This window comes from Ruegeria sp. HKCCD6428, assembly GCF_013110595.1.
Lineage (GTDB): Bacteria > Pseudomonadota > Alphaproteobacteria > Rhodobacterales > Rhodobacteraceae > Ruegeria.
Map to the genome: position 1 here is coordinate 256,940 of NZ_WVQX01000004.1, position 24,270 is coordinate 281,209.

Sequence of the window (24,270 nt, forward strand, 5' to 3'; positions counted from 1 at the left end):
CAAAGGGCCGCGCGGGAAACCGCGCGGCCCTTTTTCTATGCTGGAACGGAGACCCACCATGCTTGCTATCACCCCGATCTATGCGGCCCTGATCGCTATTCTTTACGTGGCACTCAGCGTCAAAGTGATCCTTCAGCGCCGCAGCGACAAAATCTCGGTCGGGGATGGGGGCAGCAAATTGATGATCAAGGCGATACGGACACATTCCAATTGCGCCGAATACGCCCCTATCGCCCTTTTGCTGATCGCCATGGTGGAATTACAGGGCGCCGGAGGGTTGCTTGTGCATATACTGGGTTTGATGTTGCTGGCTGGGCGTCTGCTGCACGCTTACGGATTCGGGCGCACGCCCCAGATCGTCATCCTGCGGCAGGCTGGCATGAGCCTGACGTTCCTGGCCATTCTGGTTGCGGCCATCGCTAACCTGATTCTGGCGCTGTAGCTCGGTTGGCGGGTGTTATCCGGTCAGATCCGTCGTCATCACAAGGGGCGCTTTCAACAAAACGGGCGTGATCCGGTTGTGTTCGTGATCGTCCGATTTCGGCATCGCGGTGACCAGCAAGATCATTGCGGCCAGCGCCATTATCTTCATGTCTGCAACAGAAATCATGAAAGCCTCTCTGCCTGTGTCCTTTTTTGATCCGTGTTTGAGATTGAACGGGCCGGATGCCCAGTTCCGTCGAAATATTTTTCCTCTTTTTTGTGTTTTTCCGCTTGCAGCCCCGCGTGGGAATTTATAAATCCCTCCTCACTCAACGGCGCGGGCGTAGCTCAGGGGTAGAGCATAACCTTGCCAAGGTTAGGGTCGGGCGTTCGAATCGCCTCGCCCGCTCCATTGAGAGGTCCTCGGACCACATATGTATCTGATGCGGGCGTAGCTCAGGGGTAGAGCATAACCTTGCCAAGGTTAGGGTCGGGCGTTCGAATCGCCTCGCCCGCTCCAGATACAAAACTCTCTCAACATGCTGGTTCTTTGCGCCGCGGTGCGTCATTCTGATCGCATTGCGCAATGCAGGATTACCTTATGTCTGATTACACCATTCGCCCACTCACCGCCGCCGAAGTCCAGCACGCCGTGGATTGGGCCGGTCGCGAGGGGTGGAATCCCGGCATACACGACGCCGAGTGCTTTCGGCCAACAGACCCGGACGGGTTTCTGGGCGGTTTTCTGGAAGGAGAGATGATTTCTTCGGTCTCGGCGGTAAATTACAATGCCGATTTCTCGTTTCTGGGCTTTTACATCGTTAAACCCGAGTTCCGGTATCATGGTCATGGGCTTGAGATCGCGCAGCACGCGCTTGCTCATTGCAGCGGTCGCAACATGGGTCTAGATGGCGTTGTCGAGCAGCAGGACAATTACCGCAAGTCAGGTTTTACTTTTGCTAATAACAACTATCGCTTTTTCGGTACGAAGAAGCAGATGCTGGCGAAGCTGGATACGTCTTCGAATGATCGCATCGCGGACCTCAGCAGCGCGTCAGACGAATTGAAAGCCTATGACCGCGACATGTTTCCCGCTCCACGTGATCTGTTCCTTGAAAGCTGGCTCAGCGCATACAATCACGTATCAAAGGTCTATTCCGACAATGGCAGAATCCGAGGTTACGCGACGCTGCGCCCTTGCCTCACCGGGTACAAGGTTGGTCCGCTGTTTGCGGATAATGCCGACATTGCAAGGGCTTTGTTAGCAGCTCTGCTGACCACGATTCCCGAAGACCATAACGAGCATGAGGTTTTTGTGGACATGCCACAGCCCAACACATCAGCCTTCGCTTTGGCCGATGAACTTGGGTTGGGCAAAGTGTTCGAAACGGCCCGGATGTACTCCAGTCATCAGCCGGATATCGACCTTGACCGTGTTTTCGGCGTGACGACGTTTGAGTTGGGCTAAAACGCTTTGAACGTCATGGTGGTCAGCGATCGTTCAATATTGGGAATCACCAGCAGGTGTTCGTTGATGAAATGGCCCACATCCTCGGTCTCGGGGATATAGAGCTTGAGCAGCAGATCATATTCACCGCTGGTGGAATACAGTTCAGAATGGATTTCGCGCAGGGCGATTTCCTCGGCGACCTTGTAGGTGGTTCCGGGCTTGCAACGGATCTGGATGAAAACGCAGGTGGACATGGTGTGACCCTATCGGTTCGTGTTGTTGGCAAGCTGACATGGGGCCAAGCCGGGTGCAATCCCCTGCAACAGTTTGCAGCGATCACAACGCGCGGTCTGGAAAACCCCGACCTTCCCCGTCTATAAGCGCGCCTGTAGCAAAAGGAATTCGCCCATGCGCAGCGCTTCGATCAGCCGAAAGACCACCGAGACCGAGATCACGGTTCAGGTCAATCTGGATGGCACCGGCACCTATGACAACCAGACCGGTGTTGGCTTCTTTGACCATATGCTGGACCAGCTGGCGCGCCATTCGCTGATCGACATGACGATCAGCGCCAAGGGCGATTATCACATTGATGATCACCACACAGTCGAAGATACCGGCATCGCGCTGGGGCAGGCTTTGACGCAGGCCCTGGGCGACAAGAAAGGGATCCGGCGGTACGGAGAATGCCACCTACCGATGGACGACGCCCAGGTACGCTGTGCGCTGGACCTGTCGGGCCGCCCCTATCTGATCTGGAATGTGGATCTGCCGACGCAGAAAATCGGTGCGTTCGACACAGAACTTGTGCGCGAGTTCTTTCAGGCGCTCAGCACCCATGGCGGTATCACGCTGCATATCGACCAGCTGCACGGTTTCAACAGCCACCACATCGCCGAGGCCGCCTTCAAGGCCGTCGCGCGCGCGCTGCGCGACGCCGTTGAAACCGATCCGCGCAAGGCAGACGCGATTCCGTCGACCAAAGGCGCGTTGTAAATGCTGACCGCCATTATCGACTACGAAAGCGGCAACCTGCACTCGGCGGAAAAAGCGTTTCAGCGCATGGCGCAAGAGGTCGGCGCCGGTGAGGTTGTCGTCACCTCGGACGCGGATGTTGTGGCACGCGCCGATCGCTTGGTTCTGCCCGGCGACGGGGCGTTTCCGGCATGCGCTGCCGAATTGCGTGGGCACAAGGGCATCTATGACGCGATGGTCGAGGCGGTCGAACAGAAAGGCCGCCCGTTTCTGGGCATCTGTGTGGGCATGCAGTTGATGGCAACGAAAGGCCGTGAATACAGCGAAACGGATGGTCTGGGCTGGATTGCCGGCGATGTCGTCAGGATCGAGCCGTCAGACACATCGCTGAAAGTGCCGCATATGGGCTGGAACGATCTTGTTCTGGACAGCGATCACCCGGTGTTCAACGGGGTGAAATCCGGCGATCACACCTATTTCGTCCACTCGTACCACTTCCGGGTGTCCGACCCGGCACAGCGATTGGCTTATGTGGACTACGGGCAGGAGGTCACGGCCGTCATTGGCCGTGACACGATGGTTGGAATGCAGTTTCACCCCGAGAAAAGCCAGGACGTCGGCCTGCGCATGCTGGGAAACTTCCTGACCTGGAAACCCTGAGGCTTACTGAACACGCGTCCAGGTTTGACCGCGACAGATAAGACCGCCCGCCACGCATCCCTTGACGGTCAATTTGTTCTGGCCGTCCAGTGACATTTTCGAGTTGTATGTCTTGTCCCGGTCCGGTGCCCAGATCTTGCCGCTGTCATAGCTTCCGCCACCCTCGGGCACCATGTCCCAGATGATATTCTTACCAAGGTTTTCATATTCCAGCTGCTCGTTGCCATCCGCATCAAAGGCGCTGTCGATGGTTCCGCAGATCGCACTGCCGCATCCGGAAATCGTCACGTGCAGATAGCCGCCGGTATCACCGGGTGCAGTCTTCCACAGACCGTCGACGGGATCCGCAGCCATCGCGCTGGTCGCAAGAAACATCAAACCCGCTGCAAACGTAAATTTCTTCATGATTGTCTCCCTGTTTTGATGGCAGTCTGACCCGGCAGCCAGCTGCGGGCAAGAATGACCCAGCGTCGCGTTGCATCCCCTGCCCCGCCTGTGCGATATCCCGCGCGTGCAACACAGATATAGGGCCGCCCGACATGATCCTCTACCCCGCCATCGACCTCAAAGACGGCAATGCCGTGCGCCTGCTGCGTGGTGAAATGGACAAGGCCACCGTGTTCAACGAAGACCCCGCCGCACAGGCCCGCGCCTTTGTCGAGGCCGGGTGCGAGTGGCTGCATCTGGTCGATCTGAACGGCGCTTTTGCAGGTGAGCCGGTCAACGCCGCCCCGGTCGAGGCGATTCTGAAAGCCTGCGACGTGCCCGCGCAATTGGGTGGCGGCATCCGCGACATGGCCACCATCGAGACCTGGATCGACAAAGGTCTGGCCCGCGTGATTCTGGGCACGGTCGCGGTCGAGAATCCCGATCTGGTGCGCGAAGCGGCCAAAGCCTTTCCCGGCAAGGTCGCCGTGGGCATCGACGCGCGCAACGGTCTGGTTGCCACCAAGGGTTGGGCCGAAGAAACCGACGTTCAGGTAACCGATCTGGCCCGCAGCTTCGAAGACGCAGGCGTCGCTGCGATCATATACACCGACATCAACCGGGACGGGGCGATGCAGGGCCCCAATGTCGAGGCCACCGCAGAGCTTGCCAAATCGGTCGATATTCCGGTCATCGCATCTGGCGGCGTGTCCTCGATCGCCGATCTGATCGCCCTGCGCGATTGTGGCGCAGCTTTGAACGGTGCCATTTCCGGCCGCGCGCTTTATGATGGAGCGATTGATCTGAAAGAGGCTCTGACCACGCTCAGAGGATAGCTTTATGTTTCATTCGCCGGTAAAGCGTTCCGAACTGTCCGCGCACAGCCTGCTGAACGAACGGTTCAAAAACGGCGACTTTCTGGACTGCTTCAGTGTTGAATCCAATCTTCCGCCGCGCCGGGCCGCGGAAATCATTACCGCGTTCCCCGGATGGGCGATGGCACTGGTTCGGCTGCGCGGCCTGCTGGTGACACCCTTTGGCCTCAGCACGACAGGCCCGGATGCTGACGACAAGCTGGGGATCTTCCCGGTCGAACATGATGGCAGGACCGAGGTGATCGCAGGTTTCAACGATCGCCACCTGGATTTCCGGGTTTCCGTCCTGTCGGAAAACGGTCGCATCTCGCTGGCCACGTGGGTCCGACGCCATAACCTTGGCGGGCGCCTGTACCTGGCTGCGATCCTGCCATTTCACATCCTGATCGCGCGAAACGCGCTTGCGCGTGTGAAAAGCGCAAGCACATGACCCAAAAGGTCTTAACCCGCAGCCGCAGCGGTCAACTTGGCGAGCGCACCGCGCATCTTCTCGATTACAGGTGACTTTTCGACGTCATCCAGCTCGTCCATCGTTTCCTTGGGGTCTTCATAGGCCAACCAGACCTGACCGTTCCCATCCTCATACGCCTGCACCTTGAGCGGCAGGAACAACCCTGCACGCGGATCGATCTGCATGGCCGGCGTGCCCAGCGCAGGATTGCCGAAAATCAGCACTTGATTGGCCGGGATGGGCGTACCGACCTTTTCCGCCCCGGCCGCGTGGTCGATACGGGCGAAGACAGTGGCCCCTGCGTTGCCAACCGCCGCTTCCAGCGCATCCAGCGCCTCGGCTACGGATTTGTTCGTTTGAACTTTGATGATGTCGTCAGCCATGGCGGCCAAAGCCCCTCCGAGCGAAAAAATTGAAGCAAGTATCAAGCTACGCATGTCGGTATTCCTTCTGTAATATTCACTCCAATTCTCACAGGTTTTGGAAATCTGACAATCACAAGTCTGGCATCAGCAAAGCTTTGCCAGAATTGAAGGCGCCCATTTTACCGTTGCTTTCGAGAACAATCCGACCAGAAGCCAAACATTTTACTGTGTTGAGCCATAATTCGGGCGGAATCCCCGCTTACCCCTTCGTCAAACACAACAACCCGGGTGGCAAACGTGAGTATTTCCAACCTAGACGTTCCCAAGACGTCCAGATTCGGATCAGCAACCATTGCGATCTTCTGCGCGGCGATTTTCACAAGCGCCAGTCTGCTGTTCTTTGTCCAGCCGCTTTTTGCCAAACTGGTTCTTCCAAAAATCGGCGGCGCCCCGGCGGTCTGGACGACCGCAATGCTGTTTTTTCAAGTGATGCTGATACTCGGGTATGTGTACGCGCACCTGTTGACCAAGTTTCTGCCCTTGCGCTGGCAGATCATCACCCATTTCGCCTTTTGGGTGGCGGCGCTGACTTTCCTGCCGCTGTCCACCAGCGAAAGCTGGAGCTATGACGCCTCGACCTCGACCGCGCTGCAAACGCTTGGCCTGTTCGCCGTGGGTGTGGGTGTACCTTTTGCGGTATTGTCGGCAAATGCGCCCCTGTTGCAGGCCTGGTACGCCAGGTCGGGCGGGCCTTCGGCGGATGATCCGTATTTCCTTTACAGTGCCAGCAATGTCGGATCCTTGCTGGCGTTGTTGGCCTTCCCCCTGGTTGCAGATCCATTTTTTGGCGCGGCCGAGATCAGCCGTGCCTGGCTGGTCGGCTTCGTTCTGTTCGGCGCGCTTTTGCTTGGCAGTGGCATGATCGCCTTGCGGGGATCACGGCACACGAAGCCGTCGGCCCAAACGGCGCTCAAGGCCAGTTTCCCGACCCTGCGGCAGATCGCTGTCTGGGTGTTCGTCGCCTTCATCCCCTCTTCCTTGATGCTGTCCTTCACAACGCGGGTCAGCACGGATCTGGGTGCTCTCCCGTTGATCTGGGTTGTTCCGCTGGCGGTCTATATCCTGTCCTTCATCATCGCGTTTGCCAAATGGAAACACCTGACCCTTGACGCCTTGAACCTGCCCATGCTGGCGGCGCTGGCGGCGGGTGTCGTACTGGTGTCCAAGGTGGTCAGCGAGCATGACGCGCCGGTGGTTATTCTGCTCTATGTCCCGGTGCTGTTCATCATCGCCCTTTTTGCGCACCGCCTGCTGTACGACATGCGCCCATCCGCCGAGCAATTGACCGTGTTCTACATCGCCCTTTCCGTGGGCGGAGCAATTGGCGGGCTGTTCAACTCGATCGTTGCGCCGATTGCCTTCACACGTGAGTTGGAGGCGCCAATCACCATGATCCTGGCCGGAGGATTGTTTCTTGTCCGCGCGCCGGGATTTGCCCTTCGCCATGTCATCATGGGCATCGCGGCAAGTGTTTTCATCCTCGTCATCGCAGGTGCGACACGCGGCGTCGCGGCGCTGAGCGCGGACATCCCGCGTGCAGGTGCCCTGTTCGCGCTGATATTCGCGGTGCTGTACCTGTTCCGGGCACAGGCCATGCGTATCCCTGTGGTTCTTACCGTCGTTCTGCTGCCCGCATTTGCGGTAAAGAACAATCCGGTGTTCGAAGATCGCAGCTTTTTCGGCGTGCATTCGGTGTATTCAAGCGAGGGCTACCGTGTCTACAAGAACGGCACCACGGTGCATGGCTGGCAACGCGAATCCGAATATGGCACTCGACCCACACCGCTGTCCTATTATCACCCCGAAGGACCGATGGCGCAGGTCATCACGTCGGACTTCGGCAAGCAATCCAACAGCATCGGAATTGTCGGTCTTGGAACAGGTGCACTGGCCTGCTATCGGCAGCCTGCGCAAAACTGGGACTTCTTCGAGATCGACGCGACCGTTGACCAGATCGCACGCGACCCTTCGCTGTTCACCTATTTGTCGGAATGCACGCCCGATTCCGAGACCCATCTGGGTGACGCCCGAATCGTTCTGAAGCAAAAGCCTTTTGCCTTCGATATCCTGGTTTTGGATGCGTACAGCTCGGACGCGATTCCGCTTCACCTGATCACACGCGAGGCGGTAGAGATGTATACCAGCCGCCTGGCCGATGATGGGGTTTTGGTGTTCCACATCACAAACCGGTTCTACGATTTGGTCCAGCCTTTGGCCCGAATTGCCGACAGCCTGAACCTGACCGCTGCGCATCAGCGGCTGGCCGTGGGTGAAGAGCAGGTTGAAACCGGAGCCGCCACCAGCAGCGTTGTGATCCTGAGCCCGGACAAATCCCGAATTGAGAGTTTTGCGCAGGATGGAAACTGGCAAACCGTCGAAACCGACGGAGCGCTGCCATGGACCGATGACAAGGCAAACCTGCTTTCGGCACTGAAACTGCTGAAGAACCGGGATCACTAAGCCCCCCGCTCCGCCCATGGCCCGTGCTACCAGGGCCATGGGCGGCAAAACGTCTGTGGCATCGGCGGCGCTTTGTCGGTAAAGGTCCGGCAACGAAGGACAATCAGATGCTGAAGACCCGGATCATTCCCTGCCTTGATGTTGCCGATGGCCGCGTGGTCAAAGGCGTGAATTTCGTCGGTCTGCGCGATGCGGGCGATCCCGTGGAATCGGCCAAGGCGTATGACGCCGCAGGCGCGGACGAAATCTGTTTTCTGGATATCCACGCAACCCACGAAAACCGCGGCACCATGTTCGACGTGGTACAGCGCACGGCCGAGCAGTGCTTTGTACCTCTGACCGTCGGCGGCGGGGTTCGCACCAAGGATGATGTCCGCGCCCTGTTGCTGGCGGGGGCAGACAAGGTCAGCTTCAACTCGGCAGCCGTTGCCAATCCCGACGTGATCGCGGAATCGGCAGATCAATTCGGCAGCCAGTGCATCGTCTGTGCCATCGACGCCAAGACGGTCAGCCCCGGAAAGTGGGAGATTTTCACGCATGGCGGCCGCAAGCCAACAGGTATTGATGCGGTCGCGTTCGCAAAAACCGTTGTCGCCAAAGGCGCCGGAGAAATCCTGCTGACCTCGATGGACCGCGACGGCACCAAGGCTGGTTTCAACCTGCCCCTGACCCGTGCGATTTCCGATGCAGTGGACGTGCCCGTAATCGCAAGCGGCGGTGTCGGCAATCTGGATCATCTGGTCGAAGGCGTCACCCAAGGTGGCGCAAGTGCGGTGCTTGCAGCCTCGATCTTCCATTTCGGAGAATACACGATCCGCGAAGCCAAGGAACACATGGCCGCCGCAGGCATTCCGATGAGGCTGACATGAGCATTCTGCACGACCTTGCTGCCACGATTGAGGCGCGTAAAGGGGCTGACCCCGATTCAAGCTGGACAGCCAAGCTGCTTGCAAAGGGTCCCGAGAAATGCGCCGAGAAATTTGGTGAAGAAGCCATCGAAGCCATCATCGAAGCCACGAAGGGCGATCAGGCCAAGCTGACCGCCGAAGCCGCAGACGTGCTGTATCACCTGCTGGTCATGCTGGCCGCCCGAGACGTGGCGCTGGAGGATGTTCTGGCCGAACTTGCGCGCCGACAGGGCATCAGCGGCATAGCTGAAAAGGCCGCCCGCCCCAAAGGGTAACGGCCGGGTTCCGCGCCGCCGCAACGCCCGCTATACTCGGGCGTCAGAATGGCAGGCCGAGGGCGCGACATGATCCGAATTTTGATGCTTGTGGCAACTCTTGCCATCGTTGCGGCATGTGCGGCGCCTCCCCCCTCGACCGGGGATGAGGTACAACGCCTGACAGCCGAGATTCAGCGTCTTGGCCCGGATATCGATCCGGAAGAAGCCCGCCGGGCAGCGCAAGTCGCCTATTCCTATACCGCGCAACTGGTGGACGAATACCAGATCACCGACCCGCCGCTGATCCACAATGCGAAGGTCAACAAGGGATTGCGCCCGCGTGGTCTGTGCTGGCATTGGGCCGAGGATATCGAGCGTCGTCTGAAAGAGGAAAACTTCCAGACGCTGGAATTGCACCGCGCCATCGCCAACGCCGACAATCCGCTGAGGATCGACCACAGCACGGCGATTATCAGTCGCAAGGGTGAATCGCTGTATGAGGGCGTCGTGCTAGACCCGTGGCGCTATGGCGGGGTGTTGTTCTGGTCACCTCTGGTCAAGGATACCCGATATGACTGGGTCCCTCGGGACGTGGTGCTGGAAAAACGACGACAGGAACAGGTTGCCCGCCTGAAACCCTATCAGCCAGCAACGCCCTAAAGCTTGGACGAGATGATCCCGGTGGAAAACCCACCCATGCGCAGCTCGCCAAACAGGCGCTGATACTCGATCTTCGGACAGCGGTTCATCACGACGTCCACACCGCGGGCCTTGGCCTTGGCTGCCGCTTCAGGGTGTTCAACCCCGATTTGCATCCAGATCGTTCCGAGGGACGGGAACACCTCCAACGCTTCGTCCACAATGGGCGGCACGGAATCGGACCGTCGGAAGATGTCTACCATGTCCACGGGTTCGGATATCTCCGAAAGGCTGCCGCGTACCGTCTGGCCAAACAGGTCTTTCCCGGCATGGCCCGGATTGACCGGGATCACGTTGAACCCTTTCAACGACAGGTAGCGGGCAACGTAATAGCTGGGCCGTACCGGGTTCATGGACACCCCGACAACGGCAACGGACTTGGTGCGTTGCAGAATGGCTCTCAGCTGCTGATCGGAATAGTCTGGCATACCCTATCCTTAGCAGGGTTCCAAAAAGAAAAAAGCGCCCAAGAAGCCTTGGGCGCCAGTTGTTGGAACGAGGGACAGTGAAATGACCCGCGGCAGTTCCATTCCGCGGTCATTGTGACATTTAGGCATATATTTGGTAAAAAAAAGAGGGGCAGCGCATTTTTGTGATGACTCTTCACAATTAGCTGATTCCCGCTCATTCCTGATAGAGGATTACCGGCCAGTTTTCTTCAGCCAACTCAATGTATTCTGCCTGATCCTGCTGCCAGATTTCCTCGATCTCGATCGAGTGCGTCAGGTACAGACGACCATCCACGACCTTCCAGGCCTTGGGGTCCGAGCTCTTCAGAACTCCCATCGCCATCGCATATGAACAATACCCGCCGAACTGCGGTGCGAAAGCACGGGGATTGCTTTCGAACAGCTCGCGGTTTTCCTGCGAGGTGAAATGCCACCTCGCCCCTTTCCATACCACGGAATTCTCGGGCATGCCCATGATCGGCGTAGAACCGTCGAAAAAGGACACGGCATCATACCCGGCCAACGCCACCCCTTCGGTGGTGTAGTAAACGGGCCTTTCCTGCGCATACGTGGCAGGCGCCAGAAAAAAGGCGCACAGCGCGCCAAGTGTGGAACGTCGGGTCAGCATTGCCATGTCAGAATCTGAAATCACTGGGGTATCAAGATGCAATTTTTTGCTGCATGCGGAACCCCTGTTGACGTGGATGTGAACGATCTTCACCCAAAAACGGTCAATCGAAAATGTCTTCGATCACATCCCAGGCTTCATCGAACACGCGCGAGAACATGCTCTTTTTCTTCTTTTTTCGCTTGATCTTCCGCGGAGGGGCATGAGAAACCGCAGATCGCACCGTTTTGGCAGGCGCAGCCTTACGCTTGGGCAGCATCTTCAGATCGTGCAAAGGTGCGCCACAACTGGAACAGCTCAGCTCGTGGCGCTCTTTGCCCCTCAGGACCAGCGCAGCCCGGGTCCCGCAATAGCAGCAGGTCGCAATTTTGGATGGACCGGAAATAACGCTCTCCTTTTTTTGTCAGGGCCGGGATGCATATAAGGCGATTGCCGCCGCATTTGAGACATTCAGCGATCCGAATCCCCCGGCTGCGTCAATTTTCACCAATTGATCCACGGTTTCCTTCGTCTTTTGGCGCAATCCCGGGCCTTCCGCCCCCAGAACAAGTGCGACGGGGCGGTCCCGACCGTCGCTCAGCGCGCCTTCGATCGTCACGTCTGCTTCTCCGTCCAGCCCAAGGACCAGAAATCCCATATTCTGTAGTTCAACAATTGTGTCGGCAAGGTTGCGCATCCGCAGGTAAGGTTGACGCTCCAGCGCGCCGCTGGCGGTTTTTGCCAGTGCCCCGGTCTCGGGCGCGGAATGGTGGCGCGTGCCAATCACGGCACTGGCACCCAGAACCTCGGCCGAGCGCAGAATCGCACCGACATTGTGCGGGTCCGTGACGCGGTCCAGAAGAATGACGCGCGGGTTTTCCCGACCGATGCAGTTTTCGGCCAGACCGCCCCAGTCCAGTGGTTTCACCTCCAGCGCGGCCCCCTGGTGCACCGAGCCTGCATCAATGGGCGCCGTAAACTTGCGCGGATCAGCCATCTCGGGCTCGATACCAGAGAATTCAATCGCTTCCGCCAGTTTATCCCGCGCATTGCGCGTTACGATCAGGCGCAGTTTCTGCCGATTGGGGTTCATCAAAGCGTCGCGAACCGCATGCAGACCGAACAGCCAAACGGTTTCAGCAGCCGCGGCCTTGCGCGCCTGTTCCTTTTCAACGACCCATTTGGGTTTCTTCATTTTTCAGGCCTCCGGGCCAAGAGTTCGGTTTCCTGCGCCAAAGCGAAATTTTCCTGTTGACGCTTCTTTGGTGCGCTAGTAATCACGCCTCCACGTCAGGTGCAACGCCTGACAGTGGGCGACAGGCCGCAAGGTGTGGCAGGGGACTGTAACTCCCTCGCGGAGACGCACGCCTGGTTCGATTCCAGGGTCGCCCACCATCTTTCGAGCAGGTTTCAAAGATGGTCAGAATGCATTGCCCGCGCGTGCTTACGTGCATGCTTATGCGCAATGACGGCTACAAAGACTCGTAAAAGTTGCGAAACCGGGCATCGCCCGCTAGTCTGAACACGTTTTTGCGAGGGACTTGTTATGAGACTGCTTTTGGCGGCGCTTGCCGTTTGTATCGCGGGCGCAGCGAATGCGCTGACTATTACATTTGACAACAACTTTCCGAATGATCCGATCACAGCATCCGGCACTAGGCAAGGAATAAGCCAAGGTTTCACGTTCAATTACGCAGACGTTTACACCTTCGGAAACTATATTAATTTCCACGATGATAGTGGCGTACTGTCTACCACAATAAAGCCCGTGATCGGTGGCAAGTTCACAGTTCAGACGGTTGATCTGCAAGGCTGGTCCAGAGCATTCACAACAGGTTCCGGTCCAGCTCCCGCTTTCGGAACCGCTGCATACAATCAATGGTTATCCGCAGGGCCTTCGACCTTTCCGACGTTGACCTTTTCTGGGTTGCTGAATGGGTCAGTTGTGGCCAGCCAGACATTCGGTCCGATGGCTTTGACTACACTGTCATTTTCAAGCGCTTTCACGGCAATTGACGCTTTGCTGGTGACATACAACAGCCCGTCTCCACTAAGGAGCCAATTAATCACCACTCCAAACACGGCTTGGTGTATCGACTACTGCGGGGAAATGTGGGTAGACAACCTTGTCGTTGCACCGGTCCCCTTGCCCGCAAGCGGGCTGCTTTTGATCGGGGCCGTTCTGGGCCTGTTCGGGTACCGCAGGCTTAAGACAACCTAGTTGCACCCAACATTAAAAAAAGGCGGCGCTGATTGTTGATCAGCGCCGTTTTTTGTCTCTCAAACAAATTTGGAAGGTTCTACTCCGCCGCCGGGCGCAGTCCCGAGACCTTGTTGAACCACGCCTCGATTGCATCCAGATCCGCCGGGAGGGCTTCCGCGGAACCATCCGCGAAGGTCTGGAATTTCTCTTCGTTCAAACCGTTCACGCCGACCAGAACCGGAATATCCATCGCCAGCGCTTCGCCGATCACGGGGCGGAACCCTCGACCGTCGGATTCATGCTTGCCGAACTTGTTGATGATCAGCAGCTGTGGCGCATCCTCAAGCGAGGCAGTCACATATCCCACCGCCTGTTCCAGCGCTGCGGGGTCCAGACGGCAGCCGCGTGACTGGGTGCCCAGCGACTGCGAAATGCGGATGGTTTCACCGTCGGGCAGCACGCGCAAGTCCATATCGCATTTGCTGCTGTCGGCACATTCCGTGTTCGTTTGCACGACACCGGCCAGTTTCGCGCCGGACGCCAGCAGACGTTCCGCAACGGCGCTCAGCAGGCGGTCTGTCGCGCCGCGATCGGTGGTGGTGACATAGGCCAGATGCATCTTGGACCTCTTGTAATTCGTTTGTGACGTTTCAAATAGCACGCGAGGCAACGCCCGGCCACTCCCTCGTTTACGGAAGCGGGGACAGGCCAATCACAGGAGCGTGCAGGTGAAGCAGAACCGCATAGGCGGCAAGCGCGGCCAGCCACACCCCGGGACGTGGCCAGGGGCGCGGTGCGCGCAGTGAAAACCGCGCCGTGTTGCGGGACAAGCGGACCCATTCAAAGCCCATTTCCCGCGACTTGCGGCGGTCGACAAGGGCCATGCCCATGGCCGCGAAACCGGCAAACAGGCCGAACAGAATCACATGTGACAGGCTGCCATTGGCCAGCAGATGTGCCACCGCCCACAGTATCAGCGCGGCAAGGATCGGGTGTCGGGTGGTGCGCAGGATACCGGGCTGTTCTGGGTCAAAGGGCCGATTGCCAAGCCCTCCGAACGAAAACGGGTTCTGAATGATCAGCCCCGCGACAGCCAGCCAGCAGACCACCGGCATGATCAGAACCGGCGCCCAGCGCAAAACCGCAAATGGCGGGATGACCTCGACATAAGGAGCGTTGGCAGCGGCGATGATCAACCACGCCAGGACGGCCAGCGACAGAACCGAATAGGCCGTGAAATACCCCCGGCGTCCGAGTGTATAGATCAGCCATCCGCGTATGGTGGGCCGCACCGGAATCGCGTGGCTGAGAAGGAATGTGACGAGCGCTGCAAGGAATAGGACCCAACCGGTCATGGTGATCTCCGCTTTATTGGGATCGGTCTAGATCAGGACGGCACTGGTATCCTTGTCCAAAATCAAGTTCGGCGCAGGGGCGGTGCATCGCCCCTGCCCTGTTTACAATCCAAGCGCCGCGCGGCGTTCTTCGGCAAACCCTTGCACGATGCGGTCGGCAATCAGCGCCAGAATCGCCATCGCGGCCCCGGCGGAAATGCCAAGCCCCACATCCGCCTGACCCAGCGCCAGATAGATCGACTGTCCCAGACCCGTAGTGCCGATCAATGCGGCGATCACCAGCATCGCAAAGGCATAGAGGATGGTCTGGTTCAGTCCCAGCAGGATCGTGGGCGCGGCATAGGGCGCACGCACGTCGCGCATGATCTGCCACTCGGTCGCACCGCTTGAGATCGCGGCCTCCATCATCTCGTCCGGCGTGTTGACCAGCCCGTGCCGCGTGTAGCGGATCATGGGCACGATCGCATAGGCACAGATTGCCAGAAAGGCCGAGAACTCGCCGATCTGGAACACCATGAGGACCGGGATCAGGAACACGAACAGAGGGATTGTCTGCAACATGTCGCAGATCGGACGGACCACTTTCCACACCGGCTCCCAAATCGCGCTGGCAAGGCCGATCAGGCCGCCGACCACGGCACAGGAAAACACCGCCGAACCGCTCAGGTAAAGCGACAAGAGCGCTCTCTCCCACAGGCCCGAAACGAGGATGGTGCAAAGCAGCCCCACGCACAGCGCCGCCAGACGCCAGCCCCCCGCGACCCAGCCCAGAGCAGCGGCGCCGGTCAGGACAAAGGGCCACGGCAGGTTGGCAATGCCGGTTTCCAGCATTCCAATCAGGATCAGGACGATCAGACCACCTGTCAGCCGCCCACGCCATGCCATCAACAGCGCGATCCCGGCACCTGCGGCAAACAGGCCAAAGCTCATGCCCGCCGTCCACTGGAAGCCCCAGGTGAAGGGCAGCACCGCCTGATCCAGACCGATCCGCAAAGGCAGCAGCACATAGAACAGTGAGTTGTTCTTGAGCGCATCCAACCACGGGCCATTGGCCTGAGTGAACGCGGTCAGGCCGCTGTCCACGGCCTCGGCCATCGGATCCAGCAGGGTCAGTTCGGATGGGTTCGGCAACCACGCCCAGAAGGCAGCGGTGAAGACCACGGCGAAACCCAACATCGCCCAGACAACCCGGCTGTCATAACGTTTGGGCTCGGTCGCCAAGGTGCCGCTCATGCGATCTATGACGACGGCAAAGACCACGATGACCAGGCCCGCCATCAGAGACTCCCCGAACTGCGCCTTGCGCATGGTCAGCAGAACCTCCCAGCCGATATCGTTGAACCCACCGATGACGGCGGCAATGATGACCATCGACAAGGCCGCCATCAGACACTGGTTCACACCGACCATGATCTGCGTCGTAGCGGCGGGAATTTCGACCTGAAACAATTGCTGAAACCGCGTGCCACCGGACATGATCGCGGCCTCTTTGATCTCGGGCTCCACCCGTTCCAGCCCCAGCATCACGTTGCGAGCCATGGGCGGCGCGGCATAGATGGCCGAGGCGATCAGACCGACGACGGGGCCAAAGCCAAAAAGCAGCAACAGCGGTGTCAGATATGCGAAGGTCGGCACGGTCTGCATGACGTCCAGAACCGCCTGGACGAAGGATTTCACCCGCGGCACCTCGTTGGCGAGGATGCCGATGCCACCACCCAAAATCAACGCCACCGGAACGGATACTGCGACCAAGGCCAGAGTGTTCATGCTCTCAGCCCAGTAACCCGACGCCAGGACAAAGCTGAGGCCCAGAAAGCCCAGCGCCGCCATGGGCAAACCGCCCAAGTACCAGCCCAGCGCGGTCACGATCCCGATCAGGAGGGGCCATGGTGTGTTGCCAAGCACGAAATTCGCCCAGTTCATCGGATAGGTCATCATATCCGAGAACAACCGCATCGCCGGTTTGATCAGGTTCAGAAACCAATCCAGAAACGCGCCCACCCATTGGGTTGCAGGCAGCTCCCACGCGGCGGGCCATTTGACCAGCCATGGGGCGATGCCCTCGAGTGCAAGGCAAACCGCACCGACGACAACCGTAATCAGGGCGGCCTTGGCGCCCGCCGTCAGCCGCGCGCCGTGCTGCGTCGGAACCTCAGTTAAGGCGGTCATGTTTCGTCCACCTGAAGCGCGGCAGCCAGATCGGACGGGTGCACCGTGCCAACGACATTGCCATCGGCATCCCGCACCGGCACGGGTTCATATAGTTCCATGCAATGGGCCAGGGCCGCGTCCAGTGTCATCGACGTAGTCAGGCCGGGATCATCCGGGCCACACTCTGCCTCGTTTCGCATGACCGAGGCGACTTTGGCATGCTGCCCCTTGGCGACATCCTTCGAGAATTCGCGCACATAGTCATCGACGGGTCGCAGGACGATATCCGTGGGCGTGCCGATCTGCACGATCTTGCCATCCCGCATGATGGCGATGCGGTCTGCCAGCTTCAGCGCTTCCTGAATATCGTGCGTGATGAAGACGATGGATTTCTTCAACGTCGCTTGAATGCGCAGGAATTCATCCTGCAACTGGCGACGGATCAGTGGATCAAGCGCCGAGAACGGTTCGTCCAGAAACCAGATGTCAGGGTTTACGGCAAGACTGCGGGCGATACCCACCCGCTGCCGCTGCCCGCCGGAAAGCTGTCGCGGGAAGCTGTCTTCGCGCCCTTCCAGACCAACCAGCGAAATCACTTCCTGCGCACGATCAAGTCGTTCCTTTTTGCCAACGCCCTGAACGCGCAGAGGATATGCGACGTTTTCAGCTACGGTCATGTGGGGGAACAGGCCGAAATGCTGGAACACCATGCCCAGTTTTTTTCGGCGCAGCTCGGTCAGGGCCTTTTTCGAGGCGCCTATGACATTCTCACCATCCACCCGAATTTCACCACCGGTGCCGGGCAGCAGTTGCGAGATACAGCGGATCAGCGTGGATTTACCCGAGCCCGACAGGCCCATGATGACGAACAATTCGCCTTCCCTGACCTCGAAATTGGCATCTTGAACCGCCGGAATGAACCCGTTTTCCCGCAGGTCTGCGGCGGCCTTGTCAGCGTCATTCCCTGACCGAGACAGCGCGTCGGTCAGGGCTTTGTCAGCGCCCGGGCCAAAGACCTGCCAGAGATTCCGGCAGGCAATGGCTGGCATAGTCGTGTCAGTCACCTAAGTGGCTCACTTGGTCGCCGCGTCGACAACAGGACGCCATTTGTCTTCGTTCTCGGCCATCCATGCAGCGACAACTTCTTCGACCTGGCCGCCGTCAACATCGATCGCACCCATCATCGGCTGCTGGTCTTCGACCGCCAGTTGATAGTTGGACAGGATTTCATAGGCGGCGGGCCACTTTTCTTCCAGGCCGCTCCAGCCGGCTTTGAAGATGCGAGATGGTGAAAAGTCGCAATCGTTTACCGCGTTCGGGTTCGGACCCCACGCCGGATCGTTAAAGCATGCCTCTTCACCTGCGGGCAGTTCAACGAACTGCACGTCATAGGCAGACATCGCCCAGTGCGGCTGCCAGAATGTGATCAGCAGCGGCGATTTACGCTCGGTCGATGCGCGAAGTTCAGCGATCAAGGCGCCTTCGGAACCGGCGGGGACAGCCTTGAACGGCAGCTCAAGGCCGGCCATGCGATCCGCACCAGGTGTGCCCCAGTCGGCCGGATAGTCGACCAGACGGCCACCGGGCAGAGTTTCCGCCGTGGCGAACACCTGCGCGCAGTCTTTCAGCGCTTCCCACGCAGGCAAGCCAGGGCACAGATCAGCGACATGCGCCGGGTATGCGATACCTTCCTTGGCATCCAGGCCAAGATCGCCGATTTCGACAACAGTGCCTTCCTCGATCTTCTTTGCATATTCATCCGAAACATTGGACGACCAGATTTCAAGCGTCGCGTCGATGTCTCCATCGGCCAGCGCCTGGAACTGGTTCATCATGCCGGCGGTCACATATTCTACGTTATAACCAGCGGCCTTGAGCATTTCACCCGCCACATGCGTGGTTACGTGCTGACCAGTCCATTCGTTGATCGCCAGTTTGATCGGCTCGTCCACGGCCCCCATATCCGCCGCATGCGCCGCACCGGCAACGGTCAGGGCCATAAGGCTTACACTCAGTTTTTTCATGGATTTTCTCCCTGTCTTATTTGTTTTGCCCACCCCGGCAGGGGTTTCCCGCCGGTATCTTTGTCTGATGACAATACCATGCCGCAACATGCACAAATTTGGTCGGAAAAGGAAAGTGATCAGTTTGTAACAGCGCAGCTTTCTTGCCGCTGATGCGTTGATTTTCCCCTGCAGGCGCCGCAAGGGCCCCTGCCCGACCCGCCAATATCCCCTGCCCCGGGGCACGGAATGTTGACTGACGAGTCAATCACAAACCGTTTTGAGCCCGTTTGTCGAGGATTTCTTTGACAGTTCAGTGTTTTTTCTTGTTCGGGCTGAATTTCGATTCCGGTCGGGTGGCTTTCGAACACCGAAAATTACCATTGCAAAAGGAAGGCAAAACAAATCACTCTTGACATGACAGCTTTGAGGTTGGGTTCATGCGTTCATTTGACGAGATCTTTGATGTTGCCGCCTCTCGCCACGGTGGCGTCGAAGCCTTTGAAGCAAAGCTGACCAAGCCCAAAAGCCACGAAGAACTGGCGGCGATGCCCGACGACCGGTGGCTATCGATCATCACGAAATGCGTCTTTCAGGCCGGTTTCAACTGGAAGGTCATCGAAAACAAATGGGATGGATTCGAGGCCGCCTTTGACGGTTTCGATTTGGGCCGGTGTGCGTTCATGGATGATGAAAAGTTCGATTCCCTGCTGCAAGACACACGCATTGTCCGCAATGGAACCAAGATCGCAGCAGTGCGGGACAACGCGGCGTTCCTTTTGGAACTGCGCGACGAAGGCGGCGCGGGCCAGGTTCTGGGGGGCTGGCCCTCTGATGACTATGTCAGCCTTCTAGTCATGCTGGCCAAACGCGGGTCTCGTCTTGGCGGGGCTTCGGCGCAATATGCGATGCGTTTTGCGGGCCGCGACAGTTTCATTCTGTCGCGGGACGTCACCGCCCGTCTGATCGCCGAGGGCGTGATCGACAAACCCGCTACGTCAAAAAAAGCCATGGCCGCGGTGCAACGGGCCTTCAATTCCTGGATGGATCAATCCGGGCGGTCTTTGACGGAAATCAGCCGGGTTCTGGCCATGAGCCTGTGAAAACGGTTTGCGGATCGCAAGCAGAGGACTAGGATTCATCTCATGGTTCTGCGCGTATTCCTGTGTGCTCTTTTATTGCTGTCCTCTTGCGGCCGTCCATTGACAAAGCAAGAGCGCGACTTTGCGGATGCCATTCAGGGCGAAACCCTGAATCTTGACAGCGTGCGATTGGTCCAAGGTGCACCGGTTGCCAATGTGACGTATTTCCGCGAAGAGCGGCCACGTCTGGCCTGTCGCGAGCGCATCCTTCCTCCGGTAGAACCCGGGCCGGTGACAGGCAGGCCAGCCGCCGTGGCCCTGTTCAACAAGGTCTATTTTGCGCGCGACTGGTATCTGGAAGACTACATGTCCGATTTTCCGGATCAGATGAACCTGGTGGCTGCGATGCTGCTGGCCCATGAACTGACGCATGTCTGGCAGTGGCAGAATCGCCGGACCACCGGTTACCACCCGTTGCGAGCAGCGGCGGAACATGGTGGGCGCAGCGACCCGTATCTTTTTGACCTCGAAACCTCGCCGGACTTCCTGTCCTACGGGTTTGAACAGCAGGGCGCCATCGTCGAGGAATACGTTTGCTGCCGTGCGCTGGACCCTCAGGCCACCCGAACCAAACGGCTGCACAGGATGCTGAGCGCGCATTTTGATCTGTCCCCGCTTCCGCAAAAAGGGCGAGAGCGCGCAATCTTGCTTCCTTGGAGCGAGGCCGAGATCGACGGGATTTGCAGCGGAACCTAATTCTGCTGCAAGGTCTCCAGATAGGCCACCAGATCCACGATGGGCTGGCTCGTCAGAATTGGCTGACCATGCGGCGTTTTCATGGATGTGTCCTGCCCGTCAAAATAAGGACCATAAACCGGCATTGGGCTACCATGGCTGACCAGCGGATCCCGACCATCAATGCGGGAGACAACGCGGGCAGTCGGGAACACGCCCTCTTCGTTGGACAAAGCGGTCAGATCGCTCGGTTGAACCACCAGCACGGCTGCCATCGGGCCTTGGCCCATTGCATCGATTCCGTGGCAGGTCGCGCAATGGTGCATATAGAGTTCCTCTCCGGTCTTCGCGTCCTGAGCCAAGGCGGCCTGCGAGGCAGCAGCCGAAACCCCAAGAACCATTACACTGATTGTTGCCTTGAACATCGTATCCTCCTGCCTGGATTGGCATTTGCAGGGTTGCCCGATGACCGTCTTGGCGCAATGATCCAGATCAACGAAAAAGGTACAGAGGTTTCGGGCAATGACACAATACGCCGCCATCATGCTGGCCGCCGGATTTGGAATTCCGATCCTGGCCGCGCTCAACGCGGCGCTGGGAAAAGTCATCGGGTCGCCAACTGCGGCAGCCGTTGTGCTGTTTGCCATCGCCTTCGCCGCCTCCGCCTTGGTCATGGCGCTGTTTCCCGGATTTGCGGCCTTATCCAAGATTGCCAATGCGCCGAAACACCTGTTGCTTGCAGGTGTCCTGATTGCGTTCTATGTCCTGTCGATCACCCATGTCGCACCACATTTCGGGGTGGGCAATGCCGTGTTCTTTGTGCTGCTCGGGCAATTGATCAGCGCTGCGGCCATCGACCATTTCGGCCTGTTCGGCGCACAGGTCGAACCGCTTACGCTCATGCGGATGGGCGGGATCGCCGTCATGGCCATTGGCGTTGCGATCACGCAACTGGCCTGAGCGCCCCGCCCTCAAGCCGGACCATCCGGTCCATGCGCGCCGCAAGGTCAAGATTGTGCGTTGCTATCAACGCCGACAACCCTTCGTCCCGCACCAGCTTCATCAGTGTATCAAAGACCTGATCCGAGGTTTCGGGGTCCAGATTGCCCGTCGGTTCATCCGCCAACAAAACACGGGGCGCATTCGCCAAGGCCCGGCAAAAGGCCACCCGCTGCTGTTCCCCACCAGAGAGTGCAGCGGGGCGATGGCTGGCGCGTGCGGCCACACCGACACGGTCCAGCAGATCCAACGCTCGGGCCTGTGCGGCCTTGTCCGGCACACCATTGGCCAGTTGCGGCAGGGTGATGTTTTCCAATGCCGTGAATTCCGGCAGCAAGTGGTGGAATTGATACACGAACCCGACATCCTGCCGACGCAGTGCGGTTCTGGTCCGGTCGCCCTTGCCCGATACGTTCTGCCCGCCAATTTCAACGGTTCCTTCGTCGGGCATGTCCAGCAGACCGGCGATATGCAGAAGCGTTGATTTACCTGCCCCAGAAGGCGCGACCATCGCTACGGCCTCACCCGCGCGCAGATCCAGATCAACTCCGCGCAAGACCTGCACCTCGCCCGGTTTGCCTTTCAGATAGGTCTTGGTCAGACCTTTCAGACGCAATGTGACATCATTCATAGCGCAACGCCTCGACCGGGTTCAGCCGCGCCGCTCGACGGGCAGGGAAATAGGTGACGACAAAGGACAGGCCAAGCGACAGGCCGATCGCCTTGAGCACATCGCTCAGGTGCAGCTCGGCGGGCAAGGCATAGATGCCCCGGATCGACGGATCCCAGACGCCACCGCCCATCACGTAATTCACGAAGGAAAAGATCGGATCGATATAGATCGCAAAAAGGCACCCCAGGATGACCCCCATTGCCGTTCCGATCAGTCCGGTAAAAGCTCCGCAGATGAAAAAGACACGCAGAACCGATCCTTCGCTCAGGCCAATGGTACGCAGGATGCCGATATCGCGGCCCTTGTTCTTGACCAGCATGATCAGGCCCGAAACGATATTCATCGCGGCGATCAGAACGAGGATCGAAAGGATGATGAACATCACGTTGTCTTCAACTTCCAATGCCCGCAGGAACCCACCGGATGCATCCTGCCAGGTCCAGATCTGGCTGCGCTCGCCCGAGGCCTCGAGAATCGAAATCAGGATCGGGCCCAGGTCTTCGGGGTTGTCCACCATCACTTCGATTTCATCGGCCACACCTTCGCGATTGAAAAAGCCCTGCGCCTGCGAAAACGGCAAGTAGACGCGGGTGCGGTCGATGTCATAGCGCCCGGCCGAGAACACATAGACAACGCGATAGGCATTCACGCGGGGCGACGTACCAAAGGCGGTTTTGACGCCGTTGGGCGACGTCAACTTGACGACATCCCCGACCGTTGCCCCGATGCTGCGCGCCACGCCTGAACCAATTGCAATGACATCCTCACCCGTCTGGAATTCAGACAAGTCCCCCACAGCCTGCTCTGCCTGGGCAATTCCGGGCAGATCACGCAGATCGTCGGGTCGGATTCCAAACACTTCAACCCCGCTGCTGCGGTCGCGGTTGGTGATCAGCACCTGCCCCTTCACCAAAGGAGCCGCGCGTTGAACTCCGGGCACTTGTGCTATCCGGGCCGCGCGCTCTTCGTAGTCGGCGATTGTGCGATCCACCTGCCCCTGCGCGTCAATCTCGCCTGACGAATAGACCGTTACATGCGCGTTGGCGCCCAGGATGGTGCCGACGAATTCGGAACGGAAGCCGGACCGGACCGCCAGTGTCGCGATCAGGGCAAACACTGCCAATGTGATCCCGATCAGAGAAATCCAGGTCATCACACTGACGCCGCCCTCGGCCCTGCGGGCCCGCAGATAACGCCATGCGATTTTCCATTCAAAAGGGGCAAAGGGCGGGGGTGTGTTGGCCATGCCTGCTCCGGGGTGTTCATGTTCGCGGGGACAGTTTCGGCATTTCACCCGATGGTCAAGCCGGTTGTCGCTTTGAACCCGTTCCTCAGCCTGAACGAGCCGAATCAATCCGGTTGCCCAGCACGGCGGCTGGGCCAAACGGATGACTTGGAAATCTGGTGCTACACCATGAGTTGTGAAGCGCATCACAGACAAACCGGTATTGTTTCATGTATGAAGTTAATCATCGCGCTTTGTGAGCTCCTGAATCGAAAAAGCAACAATGGGCGCGAAATTTTATTACTCTTTTTGATTATTTTCAGAAACTTTGTCACCCTGTATGTGGGGGAACACATTTAAGGAGCGGGGGTCGCTCAATGAATTTTCAATTTTCAACCAACGGTGCGGGGGTTATTCCGTCTCGCCAAGCATCAAAAGATCTGGATTGTGAAACAGCGGCGCTGCTGCGTGCGGCCATTCGGCCGATCTTTGCCAGCGCGGCAAGCTGGGGCAATCTGACGGATATTCTGAAAGACAAAGGGTACCGTCTGGTTTTCCGGCAAGGGCGTCTGTGTATCACGGATCGCACTACGGACGCGCGGGTTTGCGGGTTGCGGTTTCTGGGTCTTGAGTTTCGTGACCTGGTCAACCGGCTGGGCCGTCCGATCGTGGTCGCACGCGGCGATGGCGCCAACGGAGATATCCTTGCAACGCGCCCGACGGTAGACCAAGACTGACGTCTCAACCGATCGAATTGGTCAGATCACATCTGGTGGCCA

The 24,270-nt window shown here is 58.5% G+C and carries 32 protein-coding genes and 3 tRNA genes; 19 read left to right on the top strand and 16 right to left on the bottom strand.

Annotated features, from left to right (window positions below):
- Nucleotides 1-58 precede the first annotated feature (58 nt).
- Nucleotides 59-442 (top strand): MAPEG family protein, encoded by a 384-nt coding sequence (locus GS620_RS11815; protein ID WP_152458679.1) that lies wholly within the window; start codon nt 59-61, stop codon nt 440-442.
- A 15-nt stretch (nt 443-457) separates the two neighbouring features.
- Here the strand turns inward: GS620_RS11815 and GS620_RS11820 are convergent, their stop codons facing one another.
- Nucleotides 458-610, bottom strand: coding sequence for a hypothetical protein (locus tag GS620_RS11820; protein ID WP_171167198.1), 153 nt, complete (start codon nt 608-610; stop codon nt 458-460).
- Between the two features lie 150 nt (nt 611-760).
- On the opposite strand from GS620_RS11820, the gene GS620_RS11825 reads away from it, so the two are divergent.
- The 3 genes from GS620_RS11825 to GS620_RS11835 all read left to right on the top strand — a co-directional run bounded on the left by GS620_RS11825 (nt 761) and on the right by GS620_RS11835 (nt 1,891).
- Nucleotides 761-835 (top strand) — tRNA-Gly (locus GS620_RS11825).
- 33 nt (nt 836-868) lie between these two features.
- A tRNA-Gly gene (locus tag GS620_RS11830) sits at nt 869-943 on the top strand.
- Nucleotides 944-1,024: 81 nt separating this feature from the next.
- Nucleotides 1,025-1,891, top strand: a complete 867-nt coding sequence (locus GS620_RS11835; RefSeq protein ID WP_171616011.1) for a GNAT family N-acetyltransferase — start codon at nt 1,025-1,027, stop codon at nt 1,889-1,891.
- Here the strand turns inward: GS620_RS11835 and GS620_RS11840 are convergent.
- Complete coding sequence (locus tag GS620_RS11840; protein ID WP_050602861.1) at nt 1,888-2,127, bottom strand: Lrp/AsnC family transcriptional regulator; 240 nt, start codon at nt 2,125-2,127, stop codon at nt 1,888-1,890. The two genes, GS620_RS11835 and GS620_RS11840, sit on opposite strands and share 4 nt — an antisense overlap.
- Nucleotides 2,128-2,281: 154 nt before the next feature.
- Here GS620_RS11840 and hisB point away from each other — a divergent pair, with 154 nt between their 5' ends.
- The gene (hisB, locus tag GS620_RS11845) at nt 2,282-2,869 is read left to right on the top strand and encodes an imidazoleglycerol-phosphate dehydratase HisB (protein ID WP_171205406.1); all 588 of its coding nucleotides are present in this window, start codon (nt 2,282-2,284) and stop codon (nt 2,867-2,869) included.
- A complete protein-coding gene (gene hisH, locus GS620_RS11850; protein ID WP_171616013.1) occupies nt 2,870-3,508 on the top strand; it encodes an imidazole glycerol phosphate synthase subunit HisH in 639 nt (212 codons plus the stop codon). It abuts the gene before it with no gap.
- Between the two features lie 3 nt (nt 3,509-3,511).
- Here the strand turns inward: hisH and GS620_RS11855 are convergent, their stop codons facing one another.
- Nucleotides 3,512-3,913: a DUF2147 domain-containing protein gene (locus GS620_RS11855; protein WP_171616016.1), complete on the bottom strand. Its 402-nt coding sequence runs from the start codon at nt 3,911-3,913 to the stop codon at nt 3,512-3,514.
- A gap of 134 nt (nt 3,914-4,047) precedes the next feature.
- Between GS620_RS11855 and hisA the strand changes: the two genes are divergently transcribed.
- Nucleotides 4,048-4,770, top strand: coding sequence for a 1-(5-phosphoribosyl)-5-[(5-phosphoribosylamino)methylideneamino]imidazole-4-carboxamide isomerase (gene hisA / locus GS620_RS11860; RefSeq protein ID WP_152458684.1), 723 nt, complete (start codon nt 4,048-4,050; stop codon nt 4,768-4,770).
- Nucleotides 4,771-4,774: 4 nt separating this feature from the next.
- Nucleotides 4,775-5,239 carry a DUF2867 domain-containing protein gene (locus GS620_RS11865; protein WP_171616018.1) on the top strand — a complete coding sequence of 155 codons (465 nt, stop codon included), beginning with the start codon at nt 4,775-4,777 and terminating at the stop codon, nt 5,237-5,239.
- Nucleotides 5,240-5,250: 11 nt separating this feature from the next.
- Here GS620_RS11865 and GS620_RS11870 read toward each other — a convergent pair whose 3' ends face one another.
- Nucleotides 5,251-5,697 (bottom strand): DUF302 domain-containing protein, encoded by a 447-nt coding sequence (locus GS620_RS11870; protein ID WP_152458686.1) that lies wholly within the window; start codon nt 5,695-5,697, stop codon nt 5,251-5,253.
- Nucleotides 5,698-5,922: 225 nt separating this feature from the next.
- On the opposite strand from GS620_RS11870, the gene GS620_RS11875 reads away from it, so the two are divergent.
- The 4 genes from GS620_RS11875 (at nt 5,923) to GS620_RS11890 (ending at nt 9,970) form a co-directional block, all read left to right on the top strand.
- Nucleotides 5,923-8,145 (top strand): fused MFS/spermidine synthase, encoded by a 2,223-nt coding sequence (locus GS620_RS11875; RefSeq protein WP_371809802.1) that lies wholly within the window; start codon nt 5,923-5,925, stop codon nt 8,143-8,145.
- A 107-nt stretch (nt 8,146-8,252) separates the two neighbouring features.
- The gene (gene hisF / locus GS620_RS11880) at nt 8,253-9,014 is read left to right on the top strand and encodes an imidazole glycerol phosphate synthase subunit HisF (protein ID WP_171114883.1); all 762 of its coding nucleotides are present in this window, start codon (nt 8,253-8,255) and stop codon (nt 9,012-9,014) included.
- On the top strand, nt 9,011-9,328 hold the full coding sequence (locus GS620_RS11885; RefSeq protein ID WP_170343689.1) for a phosphoribosyl-ATP diphosphatase: 318 nt from the start codon (nt 9,011-9,013) through the stop codon (nt 9,326-9,328). Before hisF ends, GS620_RS11885 begins: the two co-directional genes overlap by 4 nt.
- 69 nt (nt 9,329-9,397) lie before the next feature.
- Nucleotides 9,398-9,970 (top strand): hypothetical protein, encoded by a 573-nt coding sequence (locus tag GS620_RS11890; RefSeq protein WP_171616020.1) that lies wholly within the window; start codon nt 9,398-9,400, stop codon nt 9,968-9,970.
- Here the strand turns inward: GS620_RS11890 and GS620_RS11895 are convergent.
- From GS620_RS11895 to rlmB, 4 genes are all read right to left on the bottom strand, one after another.
- Entirely contained in the window at nt 9,967-10,437 is a 471-nt protein-coding gene (locus GS620_RS11895) for a CoA-binding protein (protein WP_171167187.1), read from the bottom strand. The two genes, GS620_RS11890 and GS620_RS11895, sit on opposite strands and share 4 nt — an antisense overlap.
- Before the next feature lie 196 nt (nt 10,438-10,633).
- Complete coding sequence (locus tag GS620_RS11900) at nt 10,634-11,092, bottom strand: YHS domain-containing (seleno)protein (protein WP_171616022.1); 459 nt, start codon at nt 11,090-11,092, stop codon at nt 10,634-10,636.
- Nucleotides 11,093-11,189: 97 nt separating this feature from the next.
- Nucleotides 11,190-11,471, bottom strand: coding sequence for a hypothetical protein (locus GS620_RS22055; RefSeq protein ID WP_371809805.1), 282 nt, complete (start codon nt 11,469-11,471; stop codon nt 11,190-11,192).
- 18 nt (nt 11,472-11,489) lie between these two features.
- Nucleotides 11,490-12,260, bottom strand: coding sequence for a 23S rRNA (guanosine(2251)-2'-O)-methyltransferase RlmB (gene rlmB, locus GS620_RS11905; RefSeq protein ID WP_170343685.1), 771 nt, complete (start codon nt 12,258-12,260; stop codon nt 11,490-11,492).
- 116 nt (nt 12,261-12,376) lie between these two features.
- Between rlmB and GS620_RS11910 the strand changes: the two genes are divergently transcribed.
- Nucleotides 12,377-12,460: transfer RNA gene (locus tag GS620_RS11910), tRNA-Tyr, on the top strand.
- A 151-nt stretch (nt 12,461-12,611) separates the two neighbouring features.
- Nucleotides 12,612-13,286 carry a VPLPA-CTERM sorting domain-containing protein gene (locus tag GS620_RS11915; protein WP_171616024.1) on the top strand — a complete coding sequence of 225 codons (675 nt, stop codon included), beginning with the start codon at nt 12,612-12,614 and terminating at the stop codon, nt 13,284-13,286.
- A gap of 79 nt (nt 13,287-13,365) precedes the next feature.
- On the opposite strand, the gene GS620_RS11920 is transcribed toward GS620_RS11915, so the two are convergent.
- The 5 genes from GS620_RS11920 to GS620_RS11940 form a co-directional block, all read right to left on the bottom strand.
- Nucleotides 13,366-13,887 carry a DUF2478 domain-containing protein gene (locus GS620_RS11920; protein WP_171616026.1) on the bottom strand — a complete coding sequence of 174 codons (522 nt, stop codon included), beginning with the start codon at nt 13,885-13,887 and terminating at the stop codon, nt 13,366-13,368.
- A 70-nt stretch (nt 13,888-13,957) separates the two neighbouring features.
- On the bottom strand, nt 13,958-14,623 hold the full coding sequence (locus GS620_RS11925) for an NnrU family protein (protein WP_171616028.1): 666 nt from the start codon (nt 14,621-14,623) through the stop codon (nt 13,958-13,960).
- A gap of 102 nt (nt 14,624-14,725) precedes the next feature.
- A complete protein-coding gene (locus GS620_RS11930) occupies nt 14,726-16,792 on the bottom strand; it encodes a proline/glycine betaine ABC transporter permease (RefSeq protein ID WP_171616030.1) in 2,067 nt (688 codons plus the stop codon).
- On the bottom strand, nt 16,789-17,838 hold the full coding sequence (locus GS620_RS11935) for a glycine betaine/L-proline ABC transporter ATP-binding protein (protein ID WP_171114865.1): 1,050 nt from the start codon (nt 17,836-17,838) through the stop codon (nt 16,789-16,791). The genes GS620_RS11930 and GS620_RS11935 overlap by 4 nt, the downstream gene beginning before the upstream one ends.
- 9 nt (nt 17,839-17,847) lie before the next feature.
- Complete coding sequence (locus tag GS620_RS11940; protein WP_171114863.1) at nt 17,848-18,798, bottom strand: ABC transporter substrate-binding protein; 951 nt, start codon at nt 18,796-18,798, stop codon at nt 17,848-17,850.
- Nucleotides 18,799-19,217: 419 nt separating this feature from the next.
- On the opposite strand from GS620_RS11940, the gene GS620_RS11945 reads away from it, so the two are divergent.
- Both GS620_RS11945 and GS620_RS11950 read left to right on the top strand, forming a co-directional pair.
- Complete coding sequence (locus tag GS620_RS11945; protein WP_171616032.1) at nt 19,218-19,880, top strand: DNA-3-methyladenine glycosylase I; 663 nt, start codon at nt 19,218-19,220, stop codon at nt 19,878-19,880.
- A 42-nt stretch (nt 19,881-19,922) separates the two neighbouring features.
- Nucleotides 19,923-20,615, top strand: a complete 693-nt coding sequence (locus GS620_RS11950; RefSeq protein ID WP_171114859.1) for a hypothetical protein — start codon at nt 19,923-19,925, stop codon at nt 20,613-20,615.
- Here GS620_RS11950 and GS620_RS11955 read toward each other — a convergent pair.
- Complete coding sequence (locus GS620_RS11955) at nt 20,612-21,019, bottom strand: cytochrome c (RefSeq protein WP_171114857.1); 408 nt, start codon at nt 21,017-21,019, stop codon at nt 20,612-20,614. The two genes, GS620_RS11950 and GS620_RS11955, sit on opposite strands and share 4 nt — an antisense overlap.
- A gap of 97 nt (nt 21,020-21,116) precedes the next feature.
- Here GS620_RS11955 and GS620_RS11960 point away from each other — a divergent pair, with 97 nt between their 5' ends.
- On the top strand, nt 21,117-21,554 hold the full coding sequence (locus GS620_RS11960; protein WP_171114855.1) for a DMT family transporter: 438 nt from the start codon (nt 21,117-21,119) through the stop codon (nt 21,552-21,554).
- On the opposite strand, the gene GS620_RS11965 is transcribed toward GS620_RS11960, so the two are convergent.
- Both GS620_RS11965 and GS620_RS11970 read right to left on the bottom strand, forming a co-directional pair.
- The gene (locus GS620_RS11965; RefSeq protein WP_171616034.1) at nt 21,538-22,224 is read right to left on the bottom strand and encodes an ABC transporter ATP-binding protein; all 687 of its coding nucleotides are present in this window, start codon (nt 22,222-22,224) and stop codon (nt 21,538-21,540) included. The two genes, GS620_RS11960 and GS620_RS11965, sit on opposite strands and share 17 nt — an antisense overlap.
- Complete coding sequence (locus GS620_RS11970) at nt 22,217-23,512, bottom strand: lipoprotein-releasing ABC transporter permease subunit (protein WP_171616036.1); 1,296 nt, start codon at nt 23,510-23,512, stop codon at nt 22,217-22,219. The genes GS620_RS11965 and GS620_RS11970 overlap by 8 nt, the downstream gene beginning before the upstream one ends.
- Nucleotides 23,513-23,530: 18 nt before the next feature.
- Here GS620_RS11970 and GS620_RS11975 point away from each other — a divergent pair, with 18 nt between their 5' ends.
- Nucleotides 23,531-23,851 (top strand): hypothetical protein, encoded by a 321-nt coding sequence (locus tag GS620_RS11975; RefSeq protein ID WP_171616038.1) that lies wholly within the window; start codon nt 23,531-23,533, stop codon nt 23,849-23,851.
- Between the two features lie 17 nt (nt 23,852-23,868).
- Nucleotides 23,869-24,228 carry a hypothetical protein gene (locus GS620_RS11980; RefSeq protein WP_171616040.1) on the top strand — a complete coding sequence of 120 codons (360 nt, stop codon included), beginning with the start codon at nt 23,869-23,871 and terminating at the stop codon, nt 24,226-24,228.
- Nucleotides 24,229-24,270: the final 42 nt, after the last annotated feature.